Raw genomic sequence first — 24,208 nt, 5'->3', positions numbered from 1 at the left:
GATGGCATTTGATGGACTCTCGTGGTACCGCCTGAATCGGCCGGTCAGCGAGGAAGAACAGGCTGCTCGCCTGGCAATCGGACAGCCTGCGTCTGACACACCCAAGGATGACCGTTCGGTGTTCTCGATGAGCGATACCTGCCTCGAGGTCCGCAATGGAACCTATTCGGAGAAGGGCTGGGGGGTCTTTGCGTTTATGTTGCCAGGGCTCGGCTCATTGGCGGCTCTCGCGTTTATTCTTTGGCTGATGACCCACCTACCCCCAATCTACGAGCAGCGAGGACAACAGGGTCTCATGTACGGTGCGCTTGGCTTTTTCCTGTTTATCGCGCTCTGTTTCTCGGCGCTTGGCATTTGGGCATTGACGCGCGACTGCTTCAACTACATCAGCAAACCCGTCCGCTTTGACCGGCGCAACCGGATGATTTATGCGTTCAAGCACAATGGCCCTGGCGGGGTTGTATCGGTACCCTGGGATAGTGCCTTCCTGTACGTTGAACGCAAACCCAGACAGGGCCTCGCGCGCACCACGCCGCGTATGGTTCGCTGCCTTGTTCTTGACGAAAAGGGACTGGTTAAGGACACGTTTTCGGTAGGAACACGAGTCGTCCTGGCATTCGATGAGAGCAGTGTGGGAGGTCAGGAGGTCATGAAAATCCTTTACCAGGATTTCGAGTTCTACCGGCGATTTATGGAGGAAGGCCCCGCTTCCGTGCCGCCCGTGACTGAATTCCTGCCGAGGGGTGCCTCTCTGCGCAATTCGCTTAGGTTGAATTTTGAAGGCTGGTCTGACCTAACTAACTCGCGCAATCCGATGGTGTGGCTGGTAATGGGGATCGGCGCACTTCCAGCATTCATTTTCTCTCTGATGCAGTGGTTCGCCCAACTGACTTGCCGTGAACCGGTGTGGCCGGAGGATATCGACCGGGCGTGCAATGCTGCGGCGCCGTCCAACGGCCTTACAGCATGAGTCGCCGATTCATTCGTCAGGGCGATAAGACTGACCGCAACGGGGTTGTGGTTGAGGGTATCGCCGGCACTTCGTTTCAGGGTCAACCTTTCGCATATCTGGGTGCTTCTGTTCTGTGTCCCGCCTGCGGCATGACGGGCGTCATCATAAGCGACGGCTCGCCACGTGCGATGACGATGATGGGTAAGCAGGTCGCACTGGAGAACGATTTGTGCCAGTGCAAATGCGAACCGCTGCCGAGGCTGGTTGCGTCGCAGACTTTGGGCTCCATAAAGACATGACGGCTCACGATGGATGCGCGTCTTTGCATACGCGCACCGTCTATCTGAAGAACCTCGCAGATTTTGCACTGACGTTTGAGAAACCCGTCTCTGCTTCGCCTGTAGCCGTTGTTCTGCAGACGGTGCGCATCGGTCAGTTTGCCCCGAAACTGGCATTTGGAACGCGCAGGGTCACAACGTTCGAGGTGTGCCCCAGCCGGGCGAGCACATGCCTGATGTCTTCGCACCCGGCAAGAGCGGGCACCACCGACCGCAGCCGGAGCGGAATGATGCTGGGAGCATAAAGCGGAAAACCCCTTGCGGCACCATGGCCGCAAGGGGTTCTCCGTGAATTGCCGTACGCCTGGGAGATTCGCTCAAACGTTGAACAGGAAGTTCATCACATCCCCGTCGTGCACGACATATTCCTTCCCTTCCGCGCGCATCTTGCCGGCTTCCTTCGCGCCTTGCTCGCCCTTGTACGTGACGAAGTCGTCGAACGCGATCGTCTGCGCGCGGATGAAGCCGCGCTCGAAGTCGGTGTGGATCACGCCGGCCGCCTGCGGAGCGGTGTCGCCGATGTGGATCGTCCACGCGCGCACTTCCTTCACGCCCGCCGTGAAGTAGGTCTGCAGGCCGAGCAGCTTGAAGCCCGCGCGGATCACACGGTCGAGGCCCGGCTCTTCCATGCCCATGTCGGCGAGGAATGCCTCCTTGTCCGCGTCGTCGAGATCGGCGATTTCCGCCTCGATCGCCGCGCACACGGCGACCACCGGCGCATTTTCGCTTTCCGCGTACTTGCGCACCGCCTCGAGGTGCGGATTGTTCTCGAAGCCGTCGTCCTTCACGTTCGCGACATACATCGCCGGCTTCGCGGTGATCAGGCAGAACGGCTTGATCAGCGCCTGTTCGTCGTCCGACAGCGCGAGGCCGCGCACGGCCTTGCCCTGGTCGAGTTGCGCACGCACCTTCTCGAGCACCGCGACGAGCTTCGCCGCTTCCTTGTCGTTGCCCGACTTCGCCGCCTTCGAATAGCGCGTGAGCGCCTTCTCGATGGTGCCGAGGTCGGCGAGCGCGAGTTCGGTGTTGATCACTTCGATGTCGTCGATCGGGCTGACCTTGCCGGCGACGTGAATGACGTTCTCGTCCTCGAAGCAGCGCACGACGTGCGTGATCGCGTCGGTTTCGCGGATGTTCGCGAGGAACTGGTTGCCGAGGCCTTCACCCTTGCTCGCGCCCGCGACGAGGCCCGCGATGTCGACGAACTCGACGACGGCCGGTACGACACGCTCCGGCTTGACGATTTCGGAGAGCGCCTTCAGGCGCGTATCCGGCACTTCGACGATGCCGACGTTCGGCTCGATCGTGCAGAACGGGTAGTTCTCGGCGGCGATGCCGGCCTTGGTCAGCGCATTGAACAGGGTGGACTTGCCGACGTTGGGCAAGCCGACGATGCCGCATTTGAGACTCATGGAATCCTTCGGACGGGTGAGGCGGCGCGGCCGGACAGGGCACGGCGGCGCGGGAAAAAAGGGCGGCCGGCGCGTGGAGCGCGGCGGGCCGACGGTCAAAGACGCTATTGTACCGTGCCGGCGCCCCGGATTCCGGGCTGGCGCCGAACGGCCGATGCGGCGCGCCGCCGCGCCCGCGCACCGCGCCTGCGATTCTGCTGATTTCCCGCAAAGTCCGGCCGCGTAAGGGTTTGGCCCCGCGGCTATAATGCCCGCCATGACTGCCCACCACACCTTCGACGTCGCCGTGGTCGGCGGCGGGCTCGTCGGCAAGACGGCCGCGCTCGCGCTGACCCAGTCCGGCTACAAGACAGCCTTGCTCGCCCAGCCGGCCGCGCTGCGCCCCGCCGATCTCGCGTTCGACACGCGCGTCTACGCGCTGTCGTCCAGTTCACAGGCGTTGCTCGAGCGGCTGCGGGTGTGGCAGGCGCTCGACCACGGCCGGCTCGCGCCGGTCTACGACATGCGCGTGTATGGCGACGCGCATGCCGAGCTGCAATTCTCCGCCTACCAGGCGTCCGTGCCGCAGCTCGCATGGATCGCCGAGTCGTCGCTGGTCGAGGCGTCGCTCGACGCCGCGCTGCGGTTCCAGCCGAACCTCACGTGGTTCGAGGCGCGCGCGCAGGGTTTCGACGTGCGCGACGACGCGGCCGTGCTCACGCTGTCGTCGGGGCAGGTGCTCGAGGCCGATCTCGTCGTCGGCGCCGACGGCGCGCATTCGTGGGTGCGCTCCCAAATGGGGGCCAGGGTGGAGCGGCGCGACTACCGGCAGACGGGCGTCGTCGCGAACTTCAAGGCGTCGCGGCCGCACCGCGAGACGGCTTGGCAGTGGTTCCACGAAGGCGAGATCGTCGCGCTGCTGCCGCTGCCGGACGGTCACGTGTCGCTCGTGTGGTCCGCGCACACCGCGCATGCGGATGAATTGCTGGCGCTCGATCCGGCGCAGCTCGCGGCCGAGGTCGAGCGCGTGTCGCACGGCCAGCTCGGCACGCTCGAATGCGTGACGCCGGCCGCCGGCTTCCCGCTGGCGCTGCAGACGGTCGACAAGCTGATCGCGCCGCGCGTCGCGCTGGTCGGCGATGCCGCGCACCTGATCCACCCGCTCGCGGGGCAGGGGATGAACCTCGGCCTGCGCGACGTCGCCGCGCTCGCCGACGCGATCGCGGGCAAGGAAAGCTTCCGGAATCTCGGCGATACGGTGCTGCTGCGCCGCTACGAGCGTTCGCGCCGCGAGGACATCCGCGCGCTGATGGTCGCCACCGACGGCCTGCAGCGGCTGTTCGCGGTGCCCGGCTCGCTCGCGAAGGCGGTGCGCAATGCGGGCATGGCGTTCGTCGGCGCGCAGCCGCTCGTCAAGCGCTGGCTCGTGTCGGCCGCGCTCGGCTGATCGAACCTTCTGCCGCTGCACGGGTCGGAGACGGTTCCATAACGGCGTACACTGTGCCGAGCACTCCGATTGAGCTGAAGGAAGATTTCGATGAAAAAAACGATCCGCATCGCATCGCTGGCGCTGGCCGTCGCGATGGCGACGCTGGGCTGCACCGCGCAGGCCGACCAGACCACCGACAAGCTGAAGGCCACGCTGCAAGCCCGTCTCGGCAACGACGCGCCGATCAAGAGCGTGTCGAAATCGCCGGTTGCAGGGCTTTACGAAGTGAACCTCGGCTCGCAGATCATCTATAGCGACGCGGCGGGTGACTACGTGCTGCTCGGCGATCTCGTCGACGCCAAGACGCACAAGAACCTGACCGACGCCCGCCTGTCCGAAATCAACAAGATCGATTTCGCGAGCCTGCCGTTCGCGAATGCGATCAAGGTCGTCAAGGGCAACGGCGCCCGCAAGATCGCGGTGTTCTCCGATCCGAACTGCCCGTACTGCAAGAAGCTCGAGACGACGCTGCAGTCGGTCGACAACGTGACCGTCTACACGTTCCTGTACCCGGTGCTGTCGCCGGATTCGACCGCGAAGTCGAAGGCTATCTGGTGCGCGACCGACCGTGCGAAGACGTGGGCGAGCTGGATGCTCGACCACCGCGCGCCGTCCGGCCCCGGTACCTGCGATACCAGCGCGCTCGACAAGAACCTCGCGCTGGGCCGCGGGATGAACGTCACGGGCACGCCGACGATCTTCCTGCCGGACGGCCGCCGCCTGCCGGGCGCGGTATCGGCCGACCAGCTCAACCAGGCGCTCGCCTCGAGCAAGTAACCGACTGCACGCCGGGCGCATGGCCCGGCCAGCGAGGGGCGCCCGCACGATCTGCCGGCGCCTCTCTTCGTTTTCGCCGCCGTATTCGACCGACCGATTGCCACGATGACCCAGCCGATCCGCTATTCGATTGTCCCGAAAGATCTTGCCGCGCACCTGTTCGAAGTGACGGTGACGGTTGCCGATCCCGATCCCGAAGGCCAGCGTTTCTCGCTGCCGGTATGGATTCCGGGCAGCTATCTCGTGCGCGAGTTCGCGCGCAACATCGTGACGCTCGGCGCGTTCAACGACGCGGGCCGCAAGGTGCGCATCGCGAAGACCGACAAGCATACGTGGCAGGCCGCGCCCGTCACCGGCACGCTGACGCTGCGTTACGACGTGTATGCGTGGGACCTGTCGGTGCGCTCCGCGTATCTCGACGAATCGGGCGGCTTCTTCAACGCGACGGCCGTGTTCCTGAGCGTCGCGGGCCGCGAGGAGGCGCCCTGCGAAGTCGACATCGCGAAACCGGCCGGCGCGGCGTTCCGCACATGGCGTGTCGGCACTGCGCTGCCCGAGGCGCGCGGCACGAAGCGCTACGGTTTCGGCGCGTATCGCGCGGCGAACTACGACGAGCTGTCCGACCATCCGGTGACGATCGGCGAATTCGCGCTCGCGACGTTCGACGCGCACGGCGTGCCGCATGACATCGTGATCGCCGGACGCGTGACCCAGCTCGACCTGGAGCGGCTGCGTACCGATCTGAAGCGCGTGTGCGAAGCGCAGATCGCGCTGTTCGAGCCGAAATCGAAGAAGGCGCCGATGGACCGCTACGTGTTCATGACGCTTGCAGTCAGCGACGGCTACGGCGGCCTCGAGCATCGCGCGTCGACCGCGCTGATCTGCAACCGGACCGACCTGCCGGTGAAAGGGCGCCCCGAAACGACGGAAGGCTATCGCACGTATCTCGGGCTTTGCAGCCACGAGTATTTCCACACGTGGAACGTGAAGCGCATCAAGCCGGCGGCGTTCGTGCCGTACGACCTCACGCGCGAGAACTACACGTCGCTGTTGTGGCTGTTCGAGGGCTTCACGTCGTATTACGACGACCTGATGCTGGTCCGCAGCGGGCTGATGTCGCAGGACGAATATTTCGCGGCGCTGGGCCGCACCATCGGCGGCGTGCTGCGCGGCACGGGCCGGCTCAAGCAGAGCGTCGCGGAAAGCTCGTTCGACGCGTGGATCAAGTACTACCGCCAGGACGAGAACGCGACCAACGCGATCGTCAGCTATTACACGAAGGGCTCGCTCGTCGCGCTGGCATTCGATCTCGCGATCCGTGCGCGGACGCGCAACCGGAAGTCGCTCGACGACGTGATGCGCCTGCTGTGGCAACGCTACGGCCGCGACTTCTATCGCGGCAAGCAGACGGGCGTGGAAGAAAACGAAGTCGAGACGCTGATCGAGGAGGCGACGGGCGTCGCGCTCGGCCGCCTGTTCGCCGACGCCGTGCACGGCACGCGCGATCTGCCGCTTGCCGAACTGCTCGCGCCGTTCGGCGTAACGCTGGCGCCCGACGTCGCGACCGGCGCGGCCGCGAAGCCGACGATCGGCGCGCGTTTGCGCGGCGGCGCGGACTGCACGCTCGCGGCGGTCTACGAAGGCGGCGCCGCGCATCGCGCGGGGTTGTCGGCCGGCGACACGCTGATCGCGGTCGACGGGCTGCGCGTGACGGGCACGAACCTCGATGCGCTGCTCGCGCGCTACCGGCCGGGCGACAAGGTGGAGGTTCACGCGTTTCGCCGCGACGAGCTGCGCACCGCGAAACTGAAGCTCGACGGCCCGGACGTCACGCGCTACCGGCTGACGGCGGCCGCGAAGCCGGCTGCGGCCACGAAGGCCCGCGAAGCCTGGCTGAAGGGATAATCGTCCGAAAGCGGGTATCGGGGCGCGATCAAGGATTGTTCTGCTGCTGCAACAATCCGTCGCCCTGGGCCCGCTTTTTCGCGGTCATGCGGCCACGCACAATGGCGTCACTCGCGCTACCGAAGCGCAACCCCACCGGAGCCTGACATGACGACCATTCTGCAAATCAATTCCGCTGCGCGTTCGCAAGGTGCGCAATCCACGCTGCTGGCCAACGAACTGACGGCAAAGCTGCAACAATCGAACCCCGGCGCGAACGTCGTGGTTCGCGATCTGCTGGCCGATGCGCTGCCGCACCTCGACGAATCGGTGCTCGGCGCATTCTTCACGCCGGCCGACAAGCGCACCGCGGAACAGAATGCGATCGTCGCGAAGAGCGATGCGCTGATCGCCGAGTTGCAGGCTGCCGACATCATCGTGATCGGCGCACCGATGTACAACTTCGGCATCTCGTCGCAACTGAAGACGTATTTCGACTGGATCGCCCGCGCAGGCGTCACGTTCCGCTACACCGAGAACGGTCCGGAAGGCCTGATCAAGGGCAAGAAGGTTCACGTGGTGACGGCCCGCGGCGGCAAGTACGCCGGCACGCCGAACGACAGCCAGACGCCGTATCTGCGCACGTTCCTCGGCTTCATCGGCCTGACCGACGTGAGCTTCATCTTCGCGGAAGGCCTGAACCTCGGCCCGGATGCGCAAAGCGCCGCGCTCGCCAGCGCGCGCGAGGCGATCGCCGCCGCGTAACGCGTGAGGTCGACGCGGGTGCGACGCACCGGCTGCGTCACCCGATAAAAAACGCCGCGCCCCGAAAGGGGCGCGGCGTTGTTGCATTCGGGCCGGCGAACCCGCCGCCTGGGCCGTTACGCGAGCGTTTCGGCCACGTCCGGCAGGCGCCAGTCGATCGGTTCGCGGCCTGCTTCGACCAGATAGTCGTTCGCGAGCGCGAAATGGCGGCAGCCGAGGAAGCCGCGATGCGCGGACAGCGGCGACGGATGCGGCGCCTCGAGCACGCAATGCGCGTTCGCGTCGAACAGGGCGCGCTTGGCCTGCGCGTGCGCGCCCCACAGCATGAACACGAGCCCGCGATGACGGCCGGCGAGCTCGCGGATCAGCGTGTCCGTGCATTGCTCCCAGCCGCGCTTCGCATGGCTCGCGGCCGCGCCGCGCTCGACCGTCAGCACGGTGTTGAGCAGCAGCACGCCCTGGCGCGCCCACGTGTCGAGGCAGCCGTGCCGCGGCGTGTCGTGACCGAAGTTCGCGGCGATTTCCTTGAAGATGTTGCGCAGCGACGGCGGCGTGCGGACGGCCGGCGGCACCGAGAACGCGAGGCCGTGCGCCTGCGGCGTGCCGCGATCGTCGCCGTGGTACGGATCCTGGCCGAGGATCACGACCTTCACGTCGTCCGGGCTCGTCAGGCGCAGCGCGCGGAACACGTCGGTCGGGTAGACCGTCTTGCCGGCCGCACGCTCCTCATCGACGAAGCGGCACAGCGGCGCGTACGCGTCGCTGTCGGTGAACGGTTTCAGCACGTCGCGCCAGACAGCCGGCAGCGCGTCGAATTGCGCGGCGAGATGCGGTACGTCGGCGGCGACGGGTCGCGGCGCCGCGGCGGCCGAGGCCGGCTCGGGCATGGGCGCGGGTGCTGCGGTTTTCTTCGCTGCTTTGCGCCGAGCGGCAGGCGGCTCGGGCGCCGCGGACGGAATATCGGCCTGCGCCGTTTCCGGCACGGGATCGTCGAACAGCGACGCCTGTTGCGGCGCGCGGGAAGTCTTGCGGGTTGCCATGCGTGATGCGGGTTTATTGCGCGCGCAGCCGGTAGCCGCGCTGCGCCTTGCTGATGTTTTCGGGAACGAGGCCCGGCAGCGCCTGCTGCAGTTCGGCGGCGAGCGTCGCGAGCGCCGTTTCCGGGCCGTCGAGCAGTTCGAGTTCGATTTCGCTGATCGGTTCGCGGCGCGTTTCGTGTTCCGCCTGGACGACGATCTCGCCGAGGTCCACCGCGGCCTCGACGGTTGCGCCGCCGATGGCGATGCGCCACAGCGTACGCGAAAAATCCGTGCGGAACAGCGCATGCAGCGCGCCGGCCGCGTCATTCAGCGCGGCGGCGGCTTCAGGCACGTCGCAGGCCGCGACGAGCGCGTCGATTTCGAGCGCGTCGCCCGCGACCGGCAGTTCCCACTCGTGGCGGCTATGCAGGCCGCCTTCCGCGCTGCCGACCGTCTTGAACGTCTGCAGCCAGCCGTCCGGCGTGCGGCGCACGCGCACCGCGCTCTTCGAGCGCGCCAGCGCGAGGTCGGGCGTGTCGTAATAGACGTTCGCGAGCGTGATCGCGTGACCGGGTTCGCCGGTCAGCGTCTCGAAGAAGCGGCGCGCGGCATCGGCCTGGCCGGCCGGCAGCGCGAGCTTGATTTCCTTTTCGATCGCCATCAGAAGAACATCCGTGCGAGTTCCTCGCCCGGCTGATCGGCGCGCATGAACGCCTCGCCGACGAGGAACGTGTTCACGTTCGCCGCGCGCATCGTGTCGACGTCGGTGCGTGACAGGATGCCCGATTCCGTCACGACGATGCGGTCCGCCGGGATCATGTCGAGCATGTCGAGCGTGGTCTGGATCGACGTCTCGAACGTGCGCAGGTTGCGGTTGTTGATGCCGAGCAGCGGCGTCTTGAGCGTCAGCGCCTGTTCCATCTCGTGGCGGTCGTGCACTTCGACGAGCACCGCGAGGCCGAGCGAGTGCGCATAGGCCTCGAGATCCTGCATCAGCGGCGTGTCGAGCGCGGCGGCAATCAGCAGGATCGCGTCGGCGCCCATCGCGCGGGCTTCGACAATCTGGTACGCGTCGACGATGAAGTCCTTGCGCAGCACCGGCAGCGTGCAGGCCGCGCGCGCTTCCTCGAGGTAGCGGACGCCGCCCTGGAAGAACTGCTCGTCGGTCAGCACCGACAGGCACGCGGCGCCGTGCGCCGCATACGAGCGCGCGATGTCGGCCGGCACGAAATGCTCGCGCAGCACGCCTTTCGACGGGCTCGCCTTCTTGATTTCGGCGATCACGGCAGCGTTGCCGGCCGCGTGCTTCGCGCGCAGCGCGCCGACGAAGTCGCGCAGGTCGCGCGCCGATGCTTCGAGTTTCAGTGCCTCGAGCGGCGCGCTGCGCATGGCCGCCGCGATTTCTTCGCGCTTGACGGCGATGATTCGGTCGAGAATGTCGCTCATGTGGGTTCCTGCTGGATTCGTAAGAGGGTCAGCGCTTGAACTGCTGCGTGAAGCGCACGAGTTCGTCGACTTTCGCGCGGGCCTTGCCGCTTGCGATCGCTTCGCGGGCGAGCTGGATGCCGTCCGCGATCGACTCGGCGATATTGGCCGCATAGAGCGCGGTGCCCGCGTTCAGCGTGACGATCTCGCGCGCGACGCCCGGCTGGTTGTCCAGCGCGCCGAGCAGCATCGTGCGCGATTCGTCCGCATTTTCCACCTTCAGCGTGCGGTTCGACACCATCTGCAGGCCGAAGTCCTCCGGATGGATCTCGTATTCGTGCACCTTGCCGTCGCGCAATTCGCCGACGAGCGTCGCGGCGCCGAGCGACACCTCGTCCATCCCGTCCTTGCCGTACACGACGAGCACGTGCTGCGCGCCGAGGCGCTGCATCACGCGCACCTGGATGCCGACGAGGTCGGGGTGGAATACGCCCATCAGCTGGTTCGGCGCGCCGGCCGGATTGGTCAGCGGGCCGAGGATGTTGAAGATCGTGCGCACGCCGAGCTCGCGGCGCACGGCCGCGATGTTTTTCATCGCCGGGTGATGGTTCGGCGCGAACATGAAGCCCATGCCGGTTTCGGCGATCGACGCGGCGACCTGGTCCGATTGCAGGTCGATGTTCACGCCGAGCGCTTCGAGCACGTCGGCGCTGCCGGATTTGCTCGACACGCCGCGGTTGCCGTGCTTCGCGACCTTCGCGCCCGCGGCCGCCGTGACGAACATCGACGCGGTCGAGATGTTGAACGTGTGCGAGCCGTCGCCGCCGGTGCCGACGATGTCGACGAAATTCGAGTTGTCCTGCACCTCGACGTGGTTCGCGAATTCGCGCATCACGGTGGCGGCGGCGGCGATCTCGCCGATCGTCTCCTTCTTCACGCGCAGCCCGGTGATGATCGCGGCCGCCATCACGGGCGACATGTCGCCGCGCATGATCAGCCGCATCAGGTGCAGCATTTCGTCGTGGAAGATCTCGCGGTGCTCGATCGTGCGCTGCAGCGCTTCCTGCGGGGTAATCGTCATCGTGCGTCTCCCGTCAAGCAGTCGGTGCGGCGGCATGCGCCGCTGCGCGATGCTGCTTCAGGAAATTCTCGAGCAGCGCGTGGCCATGCTCCGAGAGAATCGATTCCGGGTGGAACTGCACGCCTTCGACCGGCAGCGTCTTGTGGCGCACGCCCATGATCTCGCCGTCGTCGGTCCACGCGGACACCTCGAGGCAGTCGGGCAGCGATTCGCGCTCGATCGCGAGCGAGTGATAGCGCGTGACGTCGAAATGCTTCGGCAGATCGGCGAATACGCCGCGGCAATCGGTTTCGATCCGGCTCACCTTGCCGTGCATGATGGTCTTCGCGCGCACGACGCGGCCGCCGAATGCTTCGCCGATCGCCTGGTGGCCGAGGCAGACGCCGAGGATCGGCTTCCTGCCCGCGAATTCGCGCAGCACGTCGAGCGTGATGCCCGCGTGCTGCGGATTGCTCGGGCCGGGCGACAGGCAGATGGTGTCGGGGTTCAGGCGCGCGATGTCGTCGAGCGTGATTTCGTCGTTGCGGCAGGTACGCACGTCCTCGCCGAGTTCGCCGAAGTACTGGACCAGGTTGTAGGTAAACGAGTCGTAGTTGTCGATCATGAGCAGCATGGTCAGTCTCCGGTCAGAAGTCGCTATCGAGGCCGTCCTGGACCTGTTCGGCCGCACGCAGCACCGCGCGCGCCTTGTTCTCGGTCTCTTGCCATTCGGATTCGGGCACCGAATCCGCGACGACGCCGGCCGCCGCTTGCACGTACAGGTTGCCGTTGTGGATCAGGCCCGTGCGGATCGCGATCGCGAGATCCATCTCGCCCGAGAACGACAGGTAGCCGACCGCACCGCCGTACAGCCCGCGCTTGACCGGCTCGAGCTCGTCGATCAGTTCCATCGCGCGCACCTTCGGCGCGCCGGACAGCGTGCCGGCCGGGAACGTCGCGCGCAGCACGTCGTAGTTCGTCATGCCGGGCTTCAGCTTGCCTTCGACCGAGCTGACGATGTGCTGCACGTGCGAGTACTTCTCGATCACCATCTTGTCGGTCACCTGCACCGAGCCGATTTCCGCGATGCGGCCCACGTCGTTGCGCGCGAGGTCGATCAGCATCACGTGCTCGGCGATCTCCTTCGGATCGTTCAGCAGTTCGGTCGCGAGTTCCGCATCACGCTCGGGCGTGTTGCCGCGCGGGCGCGTGCCGGCGAGCGGCCGGATCGTGACGATCTGGTCGTCGCCGCGCTTTTCCTGGCGCACCAGGATTTCCGGCGACGCGCCGACCACGTGGGAATCGCCGAAGTTGTAGTAATACATGTACGGCGACGGGTTCAGCGAGCGCAGCGCGCGGTACAGCGACAGCGGATTGTCGCGGTACGGCTTCGTCAGCCGCTGGCCGACCTGGATCTGCATCAGTTCGCCGGCCGCGATGTATTCCTTCGCCTGGCGCACGGCGGCCAGGTAATCCTCCTTCTTGAATTCGCGGAACGTCTCGGTGCGCACGCTCGCCGACGTGACGGGCGGCTGCACGGTCGTGCGCAGGCGCTGCTTCAGTTCGCGCAGGCGCTGTTTCGCCTTCGCGTACGCTTCGGGCTGGCCCGGATCCGCGTAGATGATCAGGTAGAGCTTGCCGGCGAGGTTGTCGATCACCGCGACTTCCTCGGTCAGCAGCAACTGGATGTCGGGCAGGCCGAGATCGTCGCGCGGCGCGGTGTTCGCGAGCTTCTTCTCGATGTAGCGCACCGCGTCGTAGCCGAAGTAGCCGGCGAGGCCGCCGCAGAAACGCGGCAGGCCCGGGCGCTGCGCGACCTTGAAGCGGGCCTGGAACGATTCGATGAACTGGAACGGGTCGCCGTCGTGCGTCTCGACGACCTGGCCGTCGCGCACGACCTCCGACACGCCGTTGCGGGTGCGTACGAGCGTGCGGGCGGGCAGGCCGATGAACGAGTAGCGGCCGAAGCGTTCGCCGCCGACCACCGATTCGAGCAGGAACGAGTTGGCGCCCGCGCGTTCGGGCTGGGCCAGCTTCAGGTAGAGGGACAGCGGCGTTTCGAGATCGGCAAGGGCTTCCGCGATCAGCGGGATGCGGTTGTAGCCTTCGTTCGCGAGCGATTGGAATTCGAGTTCGGTCATGTTCCGGTCCTGTTCGGGACGAGCGGCGCGTGCGCCAGGGATCATTTGACGCTGCGCGGGTGGCCGTCGGCGAAAGGGCGGTCGATCGAGAAGTGCCTGTTGCCGGCCGGCACTCCGGGCGTGAACGTCGCGAGCCTGCGGCCGATCCTGAACGCGAGCGTTCGGGCGCGGTGGAACTCGAGGTGGTGCGACGGTCGGCGCGCGGATGCGCAGCGAGATAAAAAACGGCGCTGAAGACGTGCTTCAGCGTACCTCATCGAAGAGGTTAGCGCGACCAGCGACGCCAGGGCCAGGCTCCCCGGTCGATGCTGCTCAGACTCCGTTTTTTATTCAGAAACATGCGGATGGAAGAAATAATCAGACGGTTGGCCGGCCGGCATTGTGCGCGGAAATTGCGCGAGCCGCGACCAGCAACGAATCGACTATACCATCCGAATTTATCGTTTGTATAGCTTTGCCGTGGTTGTAGCCGTACGGCACCGTCAGCGTCGCCATCCCGGCCGCGCGGCCTGCCAGCGCGTCGTTTTCCGAGTCGCCGATCGCGACCGCGGCGCCCGGCGCGACGCCGAGCGCGTCGCAGGCTGTCAGCATCGGCAGCGGATCGGGCTTCTTGCGCGCGACGCTGTCGCCGCCCAGCACGATGCCGAAGCAGCCGGCCAGCCCGTATTGTTCGAGCAGCTCGACCGCGAAGCGGTGCGGCTTGTTCGTCACGCACGCGAGCCGGATGCCGGCCGCGCGCAATGCGTCGAGGCCGGCTGCCACGTCCGGATAGAGACGCGTGTGGCGACCGTTGATCTTCGCGTATTCGGTCTGGTAGATCGCTAGTGCGTCGTCGAAGCGCGCGTGCGCTTCGTCGGCCGGCAAGCGCGGCTTCAGCACGCTCTGGATCAGGTGTTCGGAGCCCTTGCCGACGTAGCCGATGACTTCGTCGCGCGACGTGGCCGGCGCGCCGAGCTGCGCGAGCATCCCGTTCAGGCCGGCCGTGAAATCGTCGGCCGTGTCGACCATCGTGCCGTCGAGGTCGATCAGCGCCGCATCGATGCGCGGCGCGGCAAAGCGGATCGGGGCCGCGTCCGTGGCGGCCCCGGCCGGCGCGTGGCCGGCGAACGACGAGTCGGCCACGGCATCAGCTCCGTTCGACGGTGGCGAGCGCCGCGCGCATCTCGTCGATCACCTTGCGGTAGTCGGGCTTGCCGAAGATCGCCGAACCGGCGACGAACGTGTCGGCGCCGGCCGCCGCGATTTCCGCGATGTTGTCGGCCTTCACGCCGCCGTCGACCTCGAGCAGAATCTCGCGGCCGGTGCGCTCCGTGTACGCGTCGAGGCGCGCGCGCGCTTCGCGCAGCTTGTTCAGCGTTTCCGGAATGAACGACTGACCGCCGAAGCCGGGGTTCACCGACATCAGCAACACGAAGTCGAGGCGGTCCATCACGTGGTCGAGGTAGTTCAGCGGCGTGGCCGGATTGAACACGAGACCGGCCTTGCAGCCGTGGTCGCGGATCAGCGACAGCGTGCGGTCGATGTGGTCGGAGCCTTCCGGATGGAAACTGATCAGGTTCGCGCCGGCCTTCGCGAAATCGGGCACGATTCGGTCGACCGGGCGCACCATCAGGTGCACGTCGATCGGCACCTGCACGTGCGGGCGGATCGCCTCGCAGACGAGCGGGCCGATCGTGAGGTTCGGCACATAATGGTTGTCCATCACGTCGAAGTGAATCCAGTCGGCGCCGGCGGCGACCACGTTGCGGACTTCTTCGCCGAGCCGGGCAAAGTCGGCCGACAGGATGCTGGGAGCGATGCGGAATTGAGTCATGGCAGGGGAGCGGGGACGTTGCGGCGCAAAACCGTCATTCTACCGTCCGGCGACCCGGTGCGCGGCGGCAGGCCGTGCGGTTGCCGCCCGATTGCGCATAGAATGCCGAACCAATGCGGCGCGCCTGCGGCCCGGCCGCTCGAATCGGCGCGCGCGGTTACCTACAGCGGACACACCATGAGTCAGTATCAGTTCACCGTTTCGGTGAAAACCAGCTACTTGCCGGAACAATCCGACCCCGATCACCGTCAATACGCATTCGCGTACACGCTGACGATCCGCAACACCGGACAGGTCGCGGCGCAGCTGATCGCTCGTCACTGGATCATCACGGACAGCGAGAACCACGTGCAGGAAGTGAAGGGGCTCGGCGTCGTCGGGCACCAGCCGCTGCTGCAGCCGGGCGAGCATTTCGAATACACGAGCTGGGCCGTGATCGCGACGCCGGTCGGGACGATGCGCGGCGCGTACTTCTGCGTGGCCGAGGACGGCGAGCGTTTTGAGGCGCCGGTCGACGAGTTTGCCCTGCACATGCCGCGCACGCTGCATTGAGCGTGCGGCGCGCGTCAGCGCGGCTGGCGGTCGTTGTGGCGGGCCGGCTTCTTTCTGCCCGACGACGTCCAGACGACGATGAAGATCAGCAGGGCAAGCGCTACGAAGGCTTCGAGCGCGAAGATGAGCATCGGATATTGGTCGAGAAAATCTGACATGGCGGTTTCCATCAAGAACGGACATTGTATGTGGTTTGGGCCCCGGCTGGCCGGGTGGATGGCCGCAGCCGCGGCGGCGGCGCTGCTCGCCGCGTGCGGCGGCGCGCCGACGCGGACCTCCGCGCTGAAGCCGCCGACCGGCGCGGCGATCGTGCCGGGGCAGGTCGCCGCGAAGCGGCTCACGCCGGTCGCGTGGCAGCAGGTGCCGGGCTGGCAGGACGATTCGCTGATCGGCGCGACGGCCGCGTTGCGGCAGAACTGCGCGCGGCTCGCACGCCAGCCGGCCTGGACGCGCGCTTGCGCGGCCGCCGACCGGCTCGACGAACTCGACGTCAGCAGCGCACGCGCCTTCTTCGAAACGTATTTCACGCCGTTCCAGTTCGCGAATACCGACGGTACGCTCGACGGGCTCGTGACCGGCTATTACGAGCCGCTGCTGCACGGTTCGCGCGTGCGCCGCGGCCCGTATCAGTACGCGCTCTATCGCTGGCCGGCCGGCTATCGCGCGGGCGCCGCGCTGCCCGCACGCGCGCAGCTCGAGCGCGCCGGCATCCTGAACGGCAACGAACTCGTATGGGTCGACGATCCGATCGAGGCGTTCTTCCTGCAGGTGCAGGGCTCGGGGCGCGTGCTGCTCGACGACGGTTCGGTGATGCGGGTCGGCTTTGCCGGTACCAACAACCAGCCGTACCGTTCGATCGGCAAGTGGCTGCTCGATCGCGGCGAGCTGACGCCCGCACAAGCGACGATGCAGGGCATCAAGGCCTGGGCGAAGGCGAACCCCACGCGCGTCGACGCGCTGCTCGACACGAATCCGCGCTTCGTGTTCTTCCGCGACATGCCGACCAAGGAGGATGCGCCGCACGGCGGCGCGGACGGCCCGATCGGCGCGCTCGGCGTGCCGCTGACGCCGGAGCGCTCGATCGCGGTCGATCCGTCGTCGATTCCGCTCGGCACGCCGGTGTTCCTGCAGACCACGCGTCCGCTGACGAATACGCCGATGAACCGGCTCGTGTTCGCGCAGGATACGGGCTCGGCGATCAAGGGCGGCGTGCGGGCAGACTATTTCTGGGGGCTCGGCGACGACGCCGGTGACCAGGCCGGCCGGATGAAGCAGGTCGGCCGGATGTGGCTGCTGTTCCCGAATTCGTGATTTGGGGCAGGGCGGGCTGCCCGGATGGTGGCCCGCGCATGAGACGCGGCATTCGTGTTGCGTCTCTTGCGCGTGGCGCGCGCCGGCCAGATCGCCGATGTGCCCACGTGACTTCAGTTCGCGTGATCCGGTGAGTGTCACGTCGAACGACGCTTGGAGTAAAGCAGCCCGATCGGCGTTGGCCGACCGGGCTGTTTCGTTTGCAGGCGCGCGCGCGCCGCCGCGCGCCGCACGTGCGTCGCGCGACTTCAGCCCTTGCGTTTGTCGACGACGCGGCGCGCCTTGCCGACCGAGCGCTCGATGCCGTTCACCGGCACCACGTTGATCACGGCCGTCACGCCGATCAGCGACTTGATGTCGTACGCGAGCGCCTGTTTGGCCGCCTGGATCGCCGCGGTATCGGGCGCGGTTTCCGGGCACGGCTCGACGTTGAGCGTCAGCACGTCGAGCGGGCCTTCCTTCGTCAGCACGATCTGATAGTGCGGCGCGAGCGCGCGCTGCTTGAGCAACTGTTCCTCGATTTGCGTCGGGAACACGTTGACGCCGCGCACGATCATCATGTCGTCCGACCGGCCGGTGATCTTCTCCATCCGGCGCATCGTCCGGGCGGTGCCCGGCAACAGGCGCGTGAGATCGCGCGTGCGGTAGCGGATGATCGGCAGCGCTTCCTTCGTCAACGACGTGAACACGAGCTCGCCGAGCTCCCCATCGGGCAGCACTTCGCCGGTTTCCGGGTCGATGACTTCCGGATAGAAGTGGTCTTCCCAGATGGTCGGACCATCCTTGGTCTCGACGCATTCGGACGCCACGCCGGGGCCCATCACTTCGGACAGCCCGTAGATGTCGACCGCGTCGATGCCCATCCGCTGTTCGATTGCGACGCGCATGTCGTTGGTCCACGGCTCCGCGCCGAAGATGCCGATGCGCAGCGAACTCTTGACGGGATCGAGGCCCTGGCGCTCGATCTCGTCGGCGATCGACAGCATGTAGCTCGGCGTGACCATGATGATGTCGGGCCGGAAATCCTGGATCAGCTGTACCTGCTTTTCGGTCTGGCCGCCGCCGAACGGGATCACGGTGAGGCCTGCGCGCTCGGCGCCGTAGTGCGCGCCGAGCCCGCCCGTGAAGAGCCCATAGCCGTAGCTGACGTGCACCTTGTCGCCGCGGCGCGCACCGGCGGCACGGATCGACCGGGCGACGAGGTTTGCCCACGTGTCGATGTCGGCGGCCGTATAGCCGACGACCGTCGGCTTGCCGGTCGTGCCCGACGACGCGTGGATGCGCGAGATCTGGTCTTGCGGCACCGCGAACATCCCGAACGGATAGCTGTCGCGCAGGTCGCCCTTGGTCGTAAACGGAAAGCGCGACAGGTCGGCGAGCGTCTTCAGGTCGTCCGGATGCACGCCCGCTTCGTCGAACTTGCGGCGATAGACGGGCGAGTTGTCATACGCATGCCGGAGCGACCACTTGAGGCGTTCCAGCTGCAGCGCGGTCAGCTCGTCGCGCGAGGCGGTCTCGATCGGCTCGAGCGGTAGCGGGGTAGTCATGCATGTCTCCAGTGTTTGTTATGGGCGAGCCGTCGACGTCAGCGGTCTTCCGGGATGACCGTGCCCTTGATCTGGGCGGATTTGCCGCGAAACATCGCAACTGTGTCGCCTGTCTGGTTCGTGACGCGGATGTCGTAGATGCCGTGGCGGCCGGCGCGCGCCTGTTCGACCGCCTCGGCCGTCAGCACGTCGCCGCCGTGCACGGGGCGCAGGAATTCGATCGAGCAGCCGGCCGCGACCGCATTCACGTTGTACGAGTTGCATGCAAACGCGAACGTCGAATCGGCGAGCGTGAAGATGATCCCGCCGTGGCAGGTCTGGTGACCGTTCAGGAATTCGGGCCGCACGCGCATCTGCAGACGGGCGTAGCCGGCGCGTACTTCGGCGATTTCCATGCCGAACGCGCGACTGCACGCATCGGCGTCGTACATGGCCCGCGCGGTGGCGCGGGCGAGCGAGTCGGGGTCGAGCGTGGCGGTCGCGTTCGTCATGTCAGCGCCCCTCGAAGCGCGGTGCACGCTTCTCGATGAAGGCCTTCACACCTTCCGCGTAGTCATGCGACTGGCCGAGCTTGCGCTGCAGGTCGCGTTCCAGATCGAGCTGCTGATCGAGCGTGTTCGTAATGCCGTCTCGCATCGACTGCTTGATCGATGCGATGGCGAGCGTCGGCTGCTGCGCGAGCTGGGTGGCGAGCTGGCGGGCCGTCGCGACGAGCGCATCGTCGTCGACCGCGCGCCAGATCAGGCCCCATTGTTCGGCCTGTTCCGCGCCGAGCTTGTCGCCGGTCAGCGCGAGCCCGAGCGCGCGAGCCATGCCGATGCGTTGCGGCAGGAACCAGGTGCCGCCCGAATCGGGTACGAGCCCGATCTTGACGAAGGCTTGAATGAAACTGCTCGAGCGCGCGGCGAACACGAGATCGCACGCCAGTGCGAGATTCGCGCCGGCGCCGGCGGCCGTACCGTTGACGGCGGCGATCACCGGAATCGGCAGACGCTGCAGGCGGCGGATCAGCGGATTGAAATGCTCGTCGATCAGTGTGCCCAGATCGCTGGACGCGCCCGGTGTGAAGTCGAGGTCGGCCAGGTCCTGGCCCGCGCAAAAGCCGCGCCCCGCACCCGTCAGAATCAGCGCGCGTGCACCGGCCGCCTCGACTTCATCGAGCGCCGACTGCAGTTCGCGATGCATCGCCCGCGTGAAGCTGTTCAGCTTGTCGGGGCGGTTGAGCGTGATCGTGGCCACGCGCGCGGCCTGATCGATATCCAGCTGGATCGCCTGATAGGACATGCAGTATCTCCGTCATGACTTCGTTATAGGCGCGCGGCGCGTCGGTTACACGCGTTCGATCGCGAGCGCGATGCCCTGGCCGACGCCGATGCACATCGTACAGAGCGCGAAGCGGCCGCCGGTGCGCTCGAGTTGATGGAGCGCCGTGGTGACGAGCCGGGCGCCCGATGCGCCGAGCGGGTGGCCGAGCGCGATCGCACCGCCGTTCGGGTTCACGCGTGGATCGTCGTCGGCGACGCCGAGCATGCGCAGCACGGCGAGACCTTGCGACGCGAACGCCTCGTTCAGTTCGATCACGTCGAACTGGTCGATACGCATGCCGAGCTGGTGCAGCAGTTTCTGCGTGGCCGGCGCGGGACCGATGCCCATCACGCGCGGCTCGACGCCGGCGGTCGCCATGCCGACGACGCGCGCGCGGCGACGCAGGCCATACTGGTCGGCTGCCTGCGCATTGGCGAGCAGCAGCGCGCAGGCGCCGTCGTTGACGCCCGATGCGTTGCCGGCCGTCACGGAGCCGTCGGGGCGTACCACGCCCTTCAGCTTCGCGAGCGCTTCGAGGGACGTTTCGCGCGGATGCTCGTCGCGCGACACGACGACGGGCTCGCCTTTCTTCTGTGGAATCGTGACCGCGACGATTTCCTCAGCGAGCGTGCCGTCCTGCTGGGCCCGTGCGGCCTTCTGCTGGCTGCGCAGCGCGAAGAGGTCCTGATCGGCGCGGCTGATGTGGTAGTCGACCGCGACGTTCTCGGCCGTCTCCGGCATCGAATCGACGCCATACAGCTGCTTCATCAGCGGATTGACGAAGCGCCAGCCGATCGTCGTATCGAAGATGTCGGCCTGGCGCGCGAACGCGCTCGCGGCCTTGCCCATCACGAACGGTGCGCGGGTCATGCTCTCGACGCCACCTGCGATCATGAGGCGCGCTTCACCCGCCTTGATCGCGCGCGCGGCCGTGCCGACCGCGTCCATCCCGGAGCCGCAGAGCCGGTTCAGCGTCGCGCCGGGCACGGCGGTGGGCAGGCCCGCCAGCAGCGCCGACATGCGTGCGACGTTGCGGTTGTCCTCGCCGGCCTGATTCGCGCAACCGTAGATCACATCGTCGATCGCCGCCCAGTCGACGTCGCGATTGCGCTCGATCAGCGCCTTGAGCGGGACCGCCCCGAGGTCGTCGGCACGAACATCTTTCAGTGCGCCGCCGTAGCGGCCGATGGGGGTGCGAATCGCGTCGCAGATGTAGGCGTCTGTCATGGGCGTATCGATGAGTGACGAACCCGCCGGGTGGCGGATTCGTTCATGGTAGAGAACATGGCGGCGTTTGCACGTCGGCCATTCGGGCTATGCCGGCTGGCCAGCTTCCGCAGGTACCGCCTTCGGGGCAACATGGACACGGCTTTGCACCACGCGGAACCGGTTGGCGACGAACGCGGGGTCGGCCAGCGCCGCGTTGGCCGCCGGGTTCGCGCCCGTTCCGTGGAAGTCGGAGAACGCGGCCGACTGGTTCACGAATACGCCGCCCGTCAGGTTGATCGACAGCGCGACGCCGCCACGCACCGCCGCGTCGTGTGCGGCGTCGATGATTGCGTCATCGGTGCTGTAGACGGAAAGGGTCAGCGCGCCGTGTTCGGCGGCGATTTCACCGGCCAGATCGAGCGATTGCGCGGTCGAGTCGGTCGCGATCACGAACGAGATCGGGCCGAACCATTCCTGCGTGAATTTTTCGCGGTCGGCCACGTCGAGCTGCAGCACGAGCGGCGTGCGCACACGCGCATCGGGGAAGGCGGGATGCTGGAGAGCCACGCTATCCGCAAGCACGCGGCCGAGCTTGCGCGCGTCGTCGATGCGCGCGGTCACGCCTTCGTTCTGGATTGCGCCGATCAGTTCGACCGAGCGTGCCGGGTCGCCAGTGAGTTTTTGCACGGCAACCGCGATTGCTTGAGCGACTTCGTCGAAGCTCGCATGGCCGTCGGCGGTCCGGATGCCGTCGCGCGGCACGTAGATATTCTGCGGCGCCGTGCACATCTGGCCGGAGTACAGCGCCAGCGAGAACGCGATGTTTTTCGCGGCGGCTTTGAGGTCGTCGGTCGAGTCGATCACGATCTGGTTGACGCCCGCTTTCTCGGTATAGACCTGGGCCTGGTGGGCATGGTGTTCGAGCCACGTGCCGTTTTGCGTGCTGCCGGTGAAGTCGATCAGCTTGATCTCGGGGCGCAGCGCGAGATCCTGGACGAGGGCGCCGTCGTTGGGCTCGGTCGCGAGGAGCGTGACGACGTTCGGATCGAATCCGGCTTCGCGCAGCACGTCGCGGGCGATTCGGACCGTGATGGCAAGCGGCAGGATCGCGCCAGGGTGCGGTTTGACGATCACGGTATTACCGGTTGCCAGATCGGCGAACAGGCCCGGGTAGCCGTTCCAGGTCGGGAACGTGCAGCAGCCGAGCACGAGGCCGGTGCCGCGCGGCACGATCGTATAGCGCTTGTGCATCGCAAGGGGAGGGTTCTTGCCTTGCGGCTTTTCCCAGTGTGCATCGGCCGGAATGCGGCGCAGTTCGTCCCATGCATAGGCGACGGCTTCGAGCGCGCGGTCCTGTGCGTGCGGGCCGCCGGCCTGAAACGCCATCATGAAGGCTTGCCCGGTGGTGTGCATCACGCTGTAGGCAATTTCGAAGCTGGCGCGGTTCAGGCGCGCAAGGATTTCGAGGCTAACGCCGATCCACGCGCTCGGGCCGGCTTCGCGCCACGTACGTTGAGCGGCGGCTGCGGCAGCGATCAGTGCGTCCGGCGTGGATTTCGGATACCGGATGCCCAGCGCGATGCCGTATGGCGAGCGCTCGGCGCCGACCGTTTCACCGGACGCGGGCTGGTCAAGCACGAAGGTCTTGTGGAGGTGCGACTTGAACGCCGCCTCGCCGTCTGCGCTTGCGCTTTCCCCGTACACTTTGGGGCTCGGCATTTCGGCGAACGGGCTCCAGTACCCGCGGCTCTCGATGGCGGCGAGTGCGTGTTTCAGCGTGTCTTCGTGCTTCGTGAGCAGGGCATGGGTCATGGCGGCGGCCTGATGAACGTTGAGAGGGATCGGATCGATTAATTAACCGACCGGTTGGTCGGAGAATGGTAGCATCAAACTATTCGCATGTGCGAGGCGTTTCTCATTTCATTGATCGAGGAGAAATAGATGGCTTACGAAAACATCCTGGTGGAGACCCGGGGGCGCGTTGGTCTGGTGACGCTCAACCGCCCGAAGGCGCTGAATGCGCTGAACGATGCATTGATGGACGAGTTGGGCGCCGCGCTGAAGGCATTCGATGCGGACGACGACATCGGCGCGATCGTCGTGACGGGCAGCGAGAAGGCGTTCGCGGCCGGCGCGGACATCGGCATGATGGCAACCTACTCCTATATGGATGTTTATCGGGGTGACTACATCACGCGCAACTGGGAGGCGGTCCGCGAGATCCGCAAACCGATCATTGCTGCGGTTTCGGGCTTTGCGCTGGGCGGCGGCTGCGAACTCGCGATGATGTGCGACATCATCTTCGCGGCGGACACGGCCAAGTTCGGCCAGCCGGAAATCAAGCTGGGCGTCATGCCGGGGGCGGGTGGCACGCAGCGCCTGCCGCGCGCGGTGTCGAAGGCGAAGGCAATGGACATGTGCCTGACCGCGCGGTTCATGGACGCCGTCGAGGCCGAACGTGCCGGGCTCGTCTCGCGCGTACTGCCGGCCGACAAGTTGCTCGACGAGGCGATTGCCGCCGCGACGACGATCGCCGAGTTCTCGCTGCCGGCGGTCATGATGGTCAAGGAGTCGGTGAACCGCGCGTACGAGACGACGCTGGCTGAAGGCGTCCACTTCGAGCGCCGGTTGTTCCACTCGTTGTTCGCAACGGAAGACCAGAAGGAAGGGATGGCGGCATTCGTCGAGAAGCGGAAGCCTGTTTTCAAGCACCGCTGATCGGACTGCGTCGGGGCGGGTGTCCGATGGCTGGCCTGTATCGGTTGCGGGCGGGATGGCCTTGTCCGGTTCATCAAAAAAGGCCTCCGTGCGCGACAGCGCACGGAGGCCTTTTCAAAGTTTCTTCACAAAGAGCTTGCGTGGATGGGGGCGGGTGCTTAGAATCACGCCTCTTTCGCGCTAACGGAAACGCGGCGCGGGAGGAAGGGAAGCGGTGCTGTTGGGGTTCGGTGGTAACGAGCCTCGGTGGTGCAGGAAGTGAGCCCCGCAGTCGCAACGAAGCAGTTCAGAAAGTTGTTGACGAGCTGCGAAACACGGTTCATAATCTCGCTTCTCTGCTGCTGAAAACGCAGCGCTGCTAGGAAACGCGGAGTTTCTCGCAGACATGCTCTTTAAAAATTAACAGCCGATAAGTGTGGGCGCTTGATGAAAGCGAGCTGATCCTCGGATCAGATAGCGAAAGTATCAAGAGTCTCACACTAAAGTAAGTCAGGTTTATGAAGTGATTCATA

At 66.2% G+C, this 24,208-nt stretch carries 24 protein-coding genes; 9 read left to right on the top strand and 15 right to left on the bottom strand.

Annotation, left to right across the window (positions count from 1 at the left end):
• Position 1 precedes the first annotated feature (1 nt).
• Together QZM15_RS25495 and QZM15_RS25490 are read left to right on the top strand one after the other, a co-directional pair.
• Positions 2 to 970, top strand: a complete 969-nt coding sequence (locus QZM15_RS25495; RefSeq protein WP_302107487.1) for a DUF6708 domain-containing protein — start codon at positions 2 to 4, stop codon at positions 968 to 970.
• Complete coding sequence (locus QZM15_RS25490) at positions 967 to 1,251, top strand: PAAR domain-containing protein (protein WP_302107486.1); 285 nt, start codon at positions 967 to 969, stop codon at positions 1,249 to 1,251. Before QZM15_RS25495 ends, QZM15_RS25490 begins: the two co-directional genes overlap by 4 nt.
• A gap of 356 nt (positions 1,252 to 1,607) precedes the next feature.
• On the opposite strand, the gene ychF is transcribed toward QZM15_RS25490, so the two are convergent.
• A complete protein-coding gene (gene ychF / locus QZM15_RS25485; protein WP_006482062.1) occupies positions 1,608 to 2,702 on the bottom strand; it encodes a redox-regulated ATPase YchF in 1,095 nt (364 codons plus the stop codon).
• Positions 2,703 to 2,949: 247 nt separating this feature from the next.
• On the opposite strand from ychF, the gene QZM15_RS25480 reads away from it, so the two are divergent.
• The 4 genes from QZM15_RS25480 (at position 2,950) to QZM15_RS25465 (ending at position 7,596) form a co-directional block, all read left to right on the top strand.
• Positions 2,950 to 4,128 (top strand): UbiH/UbiF family hydroxylase, encoded by a 1,179-nt coding sequence (locus QZM15_RS25480; protein WP_302107485.1) that lies wholly within the window; start codon positions 2,950 to 2,952, stop codon positions 4,126 to 4,128.
• 90 nt (positions 4,129 to 4,218) lie between these two features.
• Positions 4,219 to 4,947 (top strand): DsbC family protein, encoded by a 729-nt coding sequence (locus tag QZM15_RS25475; RefSeq protein ID WP_059577055.1) that lies wholly within the window; start codon positions 4,219 to 4,221, stop codon positions 4,945 to 4,947.
• 105 nt (positions 4,948 to 5,052) lie between these two features.
• On the top strand, positions 5,053 to 6,852 hold the full coding sequence (locus tag QZM15_RS25470) for a M61 family metallopeptidase (protein WP_302107484.1): 1,800 nt from the start codon (positions 5,053 to 5,055) through the stop codon (positions 6,850 to 6,852).
• Positions 6,853 to 6,999: 147 nt separating this feature from the next.
• Entirely contained in the window at positions 7,000 to 7,596 is a 597-nt protein-coding gene (locus tag QZM15_RS25465; RefSeq protein WP_059577049.1) for an FMN-dependent NADH-azoreductase, read from the top strand.
• A 116-nt stretch (positions 7,597 to 7,712) separates the two neighbouring features.
• Here the strand turns inward: QZM15_RS25465 and QZM15_RS25460 are convergent, their stop codons facing one another.
• The 8 genes from QZM15_RS25460 to rpe all read right to left on the bottom strand — a co-directional run bounded on the left by QZM15_RS25460 (position 7,713) and on the right by rpe (position 15,054).
• Positions 7,713 to 8,636, bottom strand: coding sequence for a uracil-DNA glycosylase (locus QZM15_RS25460; RefSeq protein WP_302107483.1), 924 nt, complete (start codon positions 8,634 to 8,636; stop codon positions 7,713 to 7,715).
• Between the two features lie 13 nt (positions 8,637 to 8,649).
• Complete coding sequence (locus tag QZM15_RS25455) at positions 8,650 to 9,276, bottom strand: CYTH domain-containing protein (protein ID WP_302107482.1); 627 nt, start codon at positions 9,274 to 9,276, stop codon at positions 8,650 to 8,652.
• Positions 9,276 to 10,061 (bottom strand): indole-3-glycerol phosphate synthase TrpC, encoded by a 786-nt coding sequence (trpC, locus tag QZM15_RS25450; protein WP_302107481.1) that lies wholly within the window; start codon positions 10,059 to 10,061, stop codon positions 9,276 to 9,278. Before trpC ends, QZM15_RS25455 begins: the two co-directional genes overlap by 1 nt.
• A gap of 28 nt (positions 10,062 to 10,089) precedes the next feature.
• The gene (gene trpD, locus QZM15_RS25445; RefSeq protein WP_059577389.1) at positions 10,090 to 11,121 is read right to left on the bottom strand and encodes an anthranilate phosphoribosyltransferase; all 1,032 of its coding nucleotides are present in this window, start codon (positions 11,119 to 11,121) and stop codon (positions 10,090 to 10,092) included.
• 13 nt (positions 11,122 to 11,134) lie between these two features.
• Positions 11,135 to 11,734, bottom strand: a complete 600-nt coding sequence (locus QZM15_RS25440) for an aminodeoxychorismate/anthranilate synthase component II (protein ID WP_059640152.1) — start codon at positions 11,732 to 11,734, stop codon at positions 11,135 to 11,137.
• A 13-nt stretch (positions 11,735 to 11,747) separates the two neighbouring features.
• Positions 11,748 to 13,241 carry an anthranilate synthase component I gene (trpE, locus tag QZM15_RS25435; RefSeq protein WP_124863509.1) on the bottom strand — a complete coding sequence of 498 codons (1,494 nt, stop codon included), beginning with the start codon at positions 13,239 to 13,241 and terminating at the stop codon, positions 11,748 to 11,750.
• A gap of 357 nt (positions 13,242 to 13,598) precedes the next feature.
• Positions 13,599 to 14,363 carry a phosphoglycolate phosphatase gene (locus QZM15_RS25430; protein ID WP_059576948.1) on the bottom strand — a complete coding sequence of 255 codons (765 nt, stop codon included), beginning with the start codon at positions 14,361 to 14,363 and terminating at the stop codon, positions 13,599 to 13,601.
• A gap of 4 nt (positions 14,364 to 14,367) precedes the next feature.
• Complete coding sequence (gene rpe, locus QZM15_RS25425; protein WP_059576943.1) at positions 14,368 to 15,054, bottom strand: ribulose-phosphate 3-epimerase; 687 nt, start codon at positions 15,052 to 15,054, stop codon at positions 14,368 to 14,370.
• A gap of 177 nt (positions 15,055 to 15,231) precedes the next feature.
• Here rpe and apaG point away from each other — a divergent pair, with 177 nt between their 5' ends.
• Positions 15,232 to 15,606, top strand: coding sequence for a Co2+/Mg2+ efflux protein ApaG (gene apaG / locus QZM15_RS25420; protein WP_034187476.1), 375 nt, complete (start codon positions 15,232 to 15,234; stop codon positions 15,604 to 15,606).
• Between the two features lie 14 nt (positions 15,607 to 15,620).
• On the opposite strand, the gene QZM15_RS25415 is transcribed toward apaG, so the two are convergent.
• Positions 15,621 to 15,764: a hypothetical protein gene (locus QZM15_RS25415; RefSeq protein WP_226094281.1), complete on the bottom strand. Its 144-nt coding sequence runs from the start codon at positions 15,762 to 15,764 to the stop codon at positions 15,621 to 15,623.
• 28 nt (positions 15,765 to 15,792) lie between these two features.
• Here QZM15_RS25415 and QZM15_RS25410 point away from each other — a divergent pair, with 28 nt between their 5' ends.
• Positions 15,793 to 16,917 (top strand): murein transglycosylase A, encoded by a 1,125-nt coding sequence (locus tag QZM15_RS25410; protein ID WP_226094280.1) that lies wholly within the window; start codon positions 15,793 to 15,795, stop codon positions 16,915 to 16,917.
• A gap of 248 nt (positions 16,918 to 17,165) precedes the next feature.
• Here QZM15_RS25410 and paaK read toward each other — a convergent pair whose 3' ends face one another.
• The 5 genes from paaK to paaN all read right to left on the bottom strand — a co-directional run bounded on the left by paaK (position 17,166) and on the right by paaN (position 22,790).
• Entirely contained in the window at positions 17,166 to 18,464 is a 1,299-nt protein-coding gene (gene paaK / locus QZM15_RS25405) for a phenylacetate--CoA ligase PaaK (RefSeq protein WP_099316036.1), read from the bottom strand.
• A gap of 38 nt (positions 18,465 to 18,502) precedes the next feature.
• The gene (gene paaI, locus QZM15_RS25400; RefSeq protein WP_059576938.1) at positions 18,503 to 18,955 is read right to left on the bottom strand and encodes a hydroxyphenylacetyl-CoA thioesterase PaaI; all 453 of its coding nucleotides are present in this window, start codon (positions 18,953 to 18,955) and stop codon (positions 18,503 to 18,505) included.
• A 1-nt stretch (position 18,956) separates the two neighbouring features.
• Entirely contained in the window at positions 18,957 to 19,748 is a 792-nt protein-coding gene (gene paaG / locus QZM15_RS25395; RefSeq protein ID WP_059576935.1) for a 2-(1,2-epoxy-1,2-dihydrophenyl)acetyl-CoA isomerase PaaG, read from the bottom strand.
• Positions 19,749 to 19,793: 45 nt separating this feature from the next.
• Entirely contained in the window at positions 19,794 to 20,996 is a 1,203-nt protein-coding gene (pcaF, locus tag QZM15_RS25390) for a 3-oxoadipyl-CoA thiolase (RefSeq protein WP_059576932.1), read from the bottom strand.
• An 87-nt stretch (positions 20,997 to 21,083) separates the two neighbouring features.
• Positions 21,084 to 22,790, bottom strand: a complete 1,707-nt coding sequence (gene paaN, locus QZM15_RS25385; protein ID WP_302107480.1) for a phenylacetic acid degradation protein PaaN — start codon at positions 22,788 to 22,790, stop codon at positions 21,084 to 21,086.
• A gap of 129 nt (positions 22,791 to 22,919) precedes the next feature.
• On the opposite strand from paaN, the gene QZM15_RS25380 reads away from it, so the two are divergent.
• Positions 22,920 to 23,696 (top strand): enoyl-CoA hydratase, encoded by a 777-nt coding sequence (locus QZM15_RS25380; RefSeq protein WP_059576928.1) that lies wholly within the window; start codon positions 22,920 to 22,922, stop codon positions 23,694 to 23,696.
• Positions 23,697 to 24,208: the final 512 nt, after the last annotated feature.

The sequence above is a fragment of the Burkholderia sp. AU44665 genome, assembly GCF_030504405.1.
GTDB lineage: Bacteria > Pseudomonadota > Gammaproteobacteria > Burkholderiales > Burkholderiaceae > Burkholderia > Burkholderia semiarida.
Note: the sequence above shows the minus strand (reverse complement) of the source record. Positions and strands in the feature narration are given on the sequence as shown.